At 50.1% G+C, this 6,415-nt stretch carries 7 protein-coding genes; 5 read left to right on the top strand and 2 right to left on the bottom strand.

Annotated features, from left to right (window positions below; translation table 11 throughout):
* The coding region (locus tag IFO68_RS19015) for an ATP-binding protein (RefSeq protein ID WP_192017372.1) at positions 1-393 on the top strand (393 nt) is incomplete at its 5' end.
* Positions 394-780: 387 nt separating this feature from the next.
* A complete protein-coding gene (locus IFO68_RS19010) occupies positions 781-1,158 on the top strand; it encodes a hypothetical protein (RefSeq protein ID WP_192017371.1) in 378 nt (125 codons plus the stop codon).
* Positions 1,159-1,285: 127 nt separating this feature from the next.
* On the opposite strand, the gene IFO68_RS19005 is transcribed toward IFO68_RS19010, so the two are convergent.
* Together IFO68_RS19005 and IFO68_RS19000 are read right to left on the bottom strand one after the other, a co-directional pair.
* A complete protein-coding gene (locus tag IFO68_RS19005; RefSeq protein WP_192017370.1) occupies positions 1,286-1,690 on the bottom strand; it encodes a DUF3597 domain-containing protein in 405 nt (134 codons plus the stop codon).
* 203 nt (positions 1,691-1,893) lie between these two features.
* Positions 1,894-3,465, bottom strand: coding sequence for a S8 family peptidase (locus IFO68_RS19000; protein WP_192017369.1), 1,572 nt, complete (start codon positions 3,463-3,465; stop codon positions 1,894-1,896).
* A 522-nt stretch (positions 3,466-3,987) separates the two neighbouring features.
* On the opposite strand from IFO68_RS19000, the gene ypfJ reads away from it, so the two are divergent.
* The 3 genes from ypfJ (at position 3,988) to IFO68_RS18985 (ending at position 6,177) form a co-directional block, all read left to right on the top strand.
* Positions 3,988-4,881: a KPN_02809 family neutral zinc metallopeptidase gene (ypfJ, locus tag IFO68_RS18995; RefSeq protein WP_192017368.1), complete on the top strand. Its 894-nt coding sequence runs from the start codon at positions 3,988-3,990 to the stop codon at positions 4,879-4,881.
* A 348-nt stretch (positions 4,882-5,229) separates the two neighbouring features.
* Positions 5,230-5,676 carry a zinc uptake transcriptional repressor Zur gene (zur, locus tag IFO68_RS18990; protein ID WP_192017367.1) on the top strand — a complete coding sequence of 149 codons (447 nt, stop codon included), beginning with the start codon at positions 5,230-5,232 and terminating at the stop codon, positions 5,674-5,676.
* A gap of 36 nt (positions 5,677-5,712) precedes the next feature.
* The gene (locus IFO68_RS18985) at positions 5,713-6,177 is read left to right on the top strand and encodes a chemotaxis protein CheX (protein ID WP_027254037.1); all 465 of its coding nucleotides are present in this window, start codon (positions 5,713-5,715) and stop codon (positions 6,175-6,177) included.
* Positions 6,178-6,415 lie beyond the last annotated feature (238 nt).

Below are 6,415 nucleotides of genomic sequence, written 5' to 3'. Positions count from 1 at the left end.
AACGCCTGCCAGCAAGGGTTCAGCGTTCGTTACTACCGGACTTCAAGGCTGTTGCTGGCCCTGACCCAGTCAAAAGCAGACGGCACCTACCATAAGCTACTGACCCAGCTTGCCAAGGTGCACCTGTTGATCCTGGATGACTGGGGACTTGAACCGTTGAAAGTCGGGCAGCGCAACGACCTGATGGAAATCATGGATGATCGTTATGGTCAGGCTTCAACAGTGTTAATCAGTCAGTTACCGACTGATCAGTGGTACGCACAAATCGGTGACAACACATTGGCAGATGCCATCTTAGATCGCCTGATGCACAATGCTCACAGGCTGCAACTGAAGGGAGAATCAATGCGGAAAAAGTTAGGAACGTTGACGGAAGATGAACACTTAAGCTAAAAAACAACTGTCGTGATACGTTGAAAAAGTTAAGTGTTCATGTTCAGCCGGAATAAGTGTTCAACTTCGTCGGAATACGCAGCCCGCACTGACCATCGATAAGTACGTGGGTTACGCCATGCAGCAAAAAGAAGAAACGAGCTGAGATTTCAACATAACCCGCGTATCAGATCAGCTTAGGGATTGAAATCTTGCGTTACCGCGGCCAATACTGGGGAGAGGCCAGCCGTCGGCTGTTGCTGTATTTCTATTACGTCGGTTTCGTTTGTTTATAAACTTACGTGTGATTTCACACAATCGGTAGTGCCTTTTTCAAAATCCTGTCTATTGTTGTTATTGCATATGATGTGCACATAAACACAAACAACAACGTCAAGGAGATTCAACATGGCTGGACAAATTACATTTTGGGAAGGAAATGGCGGCACTCAGGATCAAGTGGGTAATACGCTAAACGGCAGTCAAAACTATAATATCGACTGTAAAAGCGGTGATCATGGTTTTTCAAATGACGAAGCACGTTCCCTGAAACTTCAAAATATTCCAAGCGGCATTACCATCATAAAAGTCTACGACAGCCCATCCGCGTCTGAGAGTGATGACTGGGCTCGAATTACAGTGATAGGCCCGGTTGCTGAAGCAACAATAGGCACCTTTAACTCAGGTGGCGAGTATGCCGGAGGGAAAGTGAGATGCGAAAGCTTTTATCACAACGGTCTGGATGGCAAAGTCTCGAAAATATTTATCGACTACATTCCGATGTAATCACGGTTTTAAGCAATACAAAAATTAGGTTAAAAGCAACAGCCCCTGCTGAGATTGGGGCTGTTTCCCTTCCTTCTCTAATTACACACCTGACAGCCTCTACGCCATTCAGTCAGGAAATTTGTATTTACAGCAATTCATCCGGCACGTCACCGCCGTTGTCGGCCAGTTTCTGTAGCACGGTTTTATGCAGCCACATATTCATTTGGGCGGAGTCGGCCATTTTGTCTGCGGGGCAGCCCAGTTCAGTCGCCAGTTCTTTGCGGGCTGACAGGCTGCTGTCGAGACCCAGCAGTTTCAGCAGATCGACAATAGAGGTTTTCCAGTTCAGTGCTTCCGGATGGCCGGTCGCCATAGCTTCCAGTTTGGCAACCACATCGACAGTTTCCATGGCCGGAGCGGCTGGCTCAGCCGGAGACGAGGGTACGGGGGTTTCGTCGGGAGCAAATGTGACGTTGGAAGATGGCGTTGGTGTCTGGGGTGATTTTTTTCCAAAGCCAAGCTTGTTGAGAATATCGTTGAACAAACCCATTACGGCTCCTTAACCGGTGTTGGCCGGATTGCGAATGACAGGCAAAACAGAGCGGCAGAAGTGCTCGCTCAGCTTCATTAAAGCTAGTCGGGTTATCCGGTGCAGAGCGTCGCATTTCAACGACTGGCGACGGGTTAACAAAAAAGCGCCCTGAACTTCCTTGTCCTAGGCGCGGCAATAATGATTTTATTCGTGATAACGACTCAGAAGCTAGCCTGCAGCGACAGGCTGCCATAGGCGTTATAGCCATTCAGCATGATGTGGTAGCGACCAGACTGAGTGGGGGTGATAGAGCAGGTTTCGCTGTTACCCGCACGGTAAGGCCGGCAATCCCAGCTGGATTTGGTGGCTTTCTGCCCGAGGCGAACATACAGATCGGCATCCCCCGTTCCGCCATAGGTACGGACAGTTAAGGTACGCCCTGCCGGCACATCAATGTAGTAATGCTGCTCACTACCGGACGTCCCGTTCAGGCCACTTTGCACTTTACCGTTTTCCAGTTTGCCGTCTGACGGTGTACCCGGATCGCCGCCGCCATTATCTGTACCGCTGTAAGCCAGCAGATTAAGGCTATTGCGTGAATCACTCACTTTACCTGTAGTGCCGCGCTGGGTCAGTAACTGACTGACCTGAGAAGGGGTCAGGTTCGGATACTCATCGAGATACAGCGCAGCGACCCCGGCAACGTGCGGTGTGGCCATCGAGGTTCCGCTGATGGTTTTGTAGCTGCCGTCATACCAGGCGGAGGTAATGGAGGATCCCGGCGCAAAAATGTCGACACAGCTGCCCCAGTTAGAAAAGCTGGAACGCTGATCAGAACTGGTTGTCGAGCCGACAGTGATACCATTTGCCACCCTGGCGGGTGAGACATTGCAAGCATCCTGATTCTCATTTCCCGCTGCCAGCATAAAGCTGACGCCTGAATTCACCGCGCTGTTGATGGCGCTGTCCAGTGCGGTCGAAATACCGCCGCCCAGGCTCATATTCGCCACAGAAGGACCAGTGGCATTCTGCTTCACCCAGTCAACACCGGCAATCACCCCTGATGTGGTGCCCGAGCCATTACAGCTCAGTACCCGCACCCCGACCAGGCTGACGTTCTTCGCCACACCGTAGCGCGTACCGCCAATGGTGCCGGCAACATGCGTACCGTGACCATTACAGTCGGTGGCATTGCTGTCGTTATCGACGAAATCATAGCCGGAACGGGCACGACCGCCGAACTCGGCATGGGTGGTGGTGACACCGGTATCAATGACGTACGCCGTCACGCCTGCGCCGTTATATTGAGTGACAAAATTACCGTCCAGCGGCAGGTTGCGCTGATCCACACGATCCAAGCCCCAGGTGGCATTGGTCTGCTGGGCATCAAAAGCTTCAGGGAAAACCGGATCAAGTGAAATCCGCTGATCCTGCTCTATGTAGTCAACCTGATTGTCCTGACGAAGTGTATTGAGTTGCTCTGCCGTCAGCTCAGCGACAAAGCCGCTCAGGGCAGAATCAAACACCCTTTCAGCAGTCACAGCATGAAGTGTACTGATAGACTCAACAGTACGAGCCACAAACTCGACACGCGCGGCGATATCATTGGCGATATACGCCGGTTCTTTTAACACCACAATATACTGATTGGCGACGGCCTTCTCAGGTGCCGCGGTGATCAGCCTGGCCTGTGACTCCGAACTTACTGCAAACTGCGAGTCTTCAGCCTGAATGGCAGCACTGGCTAATACCAGCGCAGACGTGATACAGCAACCTAGCATTGTCTTAAACATTGTTAGTCCTTTTTTATGTTTGTCCGTTACTTGGAATTGCCTACCCCTCACATCAGGCACAGTTAAAACCTATACGCAACTACGCCCTTATACATAAGATGAAAACACCAAATTTTATTAATGAAACAGAGAGATGCGTGGTTACATACAAGTTGAGACTCATAGCAAGGCATAAGTAACCTGCTGTTTTTATATCGCTATCTGGCCACTATGATGGACTTAACCTGATAACTGAAGGATGTAAACAAATCCGAACAGGTAAAAAACCTGCTGATCACTTCTTATATTTCATCAAGTTAAAATCATCACAATAAAAATCAGTCATAAGATTGCAGAGACCAGGCTTTACAGCAGACCAAAATGCTGATTTTTCACGGATTTGCAAAGCAGAAGATCTCGGCTAACTGAAAAGCGTGTTGTGCTGCTGAATGAAAATGCCTCCCGTCTCAGGGTGTAACAGGAAAAAAGGGCACTTTTCGTTCAGACTTGTTGAGAACCTCTTCACGACTCAGGGGAAAACCTATGCGCTGGCGCAAGACCAAACAAAGTACCAACATTGATGACAGACGCGGTCAGGGGCCAGCTCACTCCGGGATGGCGGTCGCTGGATTACTGCGTTTTCTCCCTTTCCTGCTCAAAACCAAAGTAGGTAAACTTATTCTGGTTGTCGGCGGGATATACTTGGCTTATCAGTATTTTACCGGTGGATCCGGAATGATGGACGTTCAGCCCGGTTCCGGGGCGATGCAGCAACAGGAAGGCGCACAAACCGGTGGCTTACCGGCCAGTGACGAAGAGGCTCAGTTTGTCGCGGCGATTCTGGGCACCACAGAAACCGTGTGGAGCAAGCTGTTCGACGGCCAGTATCCCGAACCGCAGCTGGTGTTGTACAACAATATCACCCAGACAGGCTGTGGCATGGGTCAGGCACAGTCCGGGCCATTTTATTGTCCTGCCGACAGCAAGGTGTATCTGGATCTCAGCTTTATGGATGAGCTGAAAAAACTGGGGGCGCCCGGTGATTTTGCTTTTGCCTATGTGATAGCACACGAGGTGGGTCATCATGTGCAAAACGTGCTGGGCACCAACAAGCAAGTCGCTCAAATGCAGCAGCAGGCCAGCGAAACCGATGCCAATCGCTTAAGCGTGATGCTTGAGCTACAGGCCGACTGCTATGCCGGTGTCTGGGGCTACTATGTTCACAATGACATGCAGTTGCTGGAGCCCGGCGACATTGAAGAAGGGCTGAAAGCCGCCAGTTCCGTGGGTGACGACAGGCTGCAGGAAATGGCAGGTCAGGCCGTACAGCCAGATGCCTTTACTCACGGTACCTCTGAGCAGCGGGCAAGTTGGTTTCGCAAAGGGTTCGAATCCGGCAATCCCAAAGATTGTGACACTTTCCAGAATCTGCAATAGCTCTTATCCGGGGCCAGAGCGACGTTGGCCCTGAAAAGATCACCCGGCCCTTTAAGTCCTGCTTGCCATTTAGTGGTTTCTGCATACACTTTGCCTCGCATTGTTCAGGACAACAGCAATGGCAGATGACTGCCGGCGCTGAAAGCACCATGTCCTGAATAGGCGGCATTTTTTGACTTACAAACCAGTCAATGAATCAATCGTTCATACCGTCAGCGACTTAACCGCTGATGCGAATGTGATCAGTTACACGAAAATTTTGTCCATCCGTAATGGATTATGTCTCTCAGAGCTAGGTTTTTGAAATGCTATGATAGACTATGACGCTAGTCGCTTTTTTGAGGAAGTATGGCAAATCATATGCAACTGCTGAATCAGGCCCAAACACTCTGTGATCAACGTGGAGTCCGGCTGACCCCGCAACGCCAGAAAGTACTGGAGCTGATTGTTGAACGCCAAAGTTCAATCAGCGCCTACGAGCTGCTTGATTTGCTTCGGGAAACTGAACCTCAGGCCAAGCCTCCCACTGTGTACCGCGCACTCGACTTTCTGCTGGCCCAGGGCTTTGTCCATAAAGTCGAGTCGACAAACAGTTATATCGCCTGCAATCTGTTGGACCATGCCTCTCATTGTTCACAGCTATTAATTTGCGATGAATGCAGTCATGTGGAGGAATGTCACGACGATGAATTGGCTAAAATGCTAAAACTAAAGGCACAACAACAGGGCTTTCAGATTTCTCACCATGTGGTTGAAAGCCACGGTGTGTGCCAAGCATGCCAACATAAGAAGTAGTCCGTTTCTGAACAACAACAAGGCAATCCAGATCCTATGCGAGCAGAATTTGTAAACCCGTTTCTGGCCTCTCTGCTGAATGTGCTCAAGACCATGGCGTCAATGGAGCTGGCCCCGCAAAAACCTCTGCTGAAAAAAGATGAAGTCGCCCGAGGTGATGTATCTGGCCTGATTGGTATGATTGGTCCGCAGACCAGAGGCTCGATGTCCATTACCTTTGATGAAGGCCTCGCGCTGGAAATCATGCAGCGCATGCTGGGCGAGCGGCCAAATGGCATCAATGATGAAGTGACCGATATGGTTGGCGAGATCACCAATATGGTCACAGGTGGTGCTAAACGTATTCTGTCTGAAAAAGGCTATGACTTTGAAATGGCCACCCCCGCAGTTGTGTCAGGCCGCGGCCACACCATCACACACAAGAGTGAAGGGGCGATCATCATCATGCCGTTTGAATCTGAATACGGCAAAGCCTTCATCGAAATCAGCTTCGACCGCTAACGCTTTCAAACACCACTTCTTTTTCTGCAGGCCAGTGCAAACTGGCCTGACCTATTGCCGTGACTATGCTTAACCCTTTCACTCTTTTTGCATAAATAACGCATAAATCATTGCCCCGCATTCCGGTTACGATCTAGACTGGAAATGCTATTTAGGTATCTACTCACCTATAAAGATACCTGTTAATAGCATTCGTGTTGCCTGCCTTCGGGTAACGCAAGGAATAGATTACAAAGGA

Origin of the sequence: Photobacterium arenosum (genome assembly GCF_014841115.1) — a bacterium.
GTDB classification, from domain to species: Bacteria; Pseudomonadota; Gammaproteobacteria; order Enterobacterales; family Vibrionaceae; genus Photobacterium; species Photobacterium arenosum.
The sequence above is the reverse complement of the archived record's forward strand: the minus strand, read 5'-3'. Positions and strand labels throughout refer to the sequence as shown.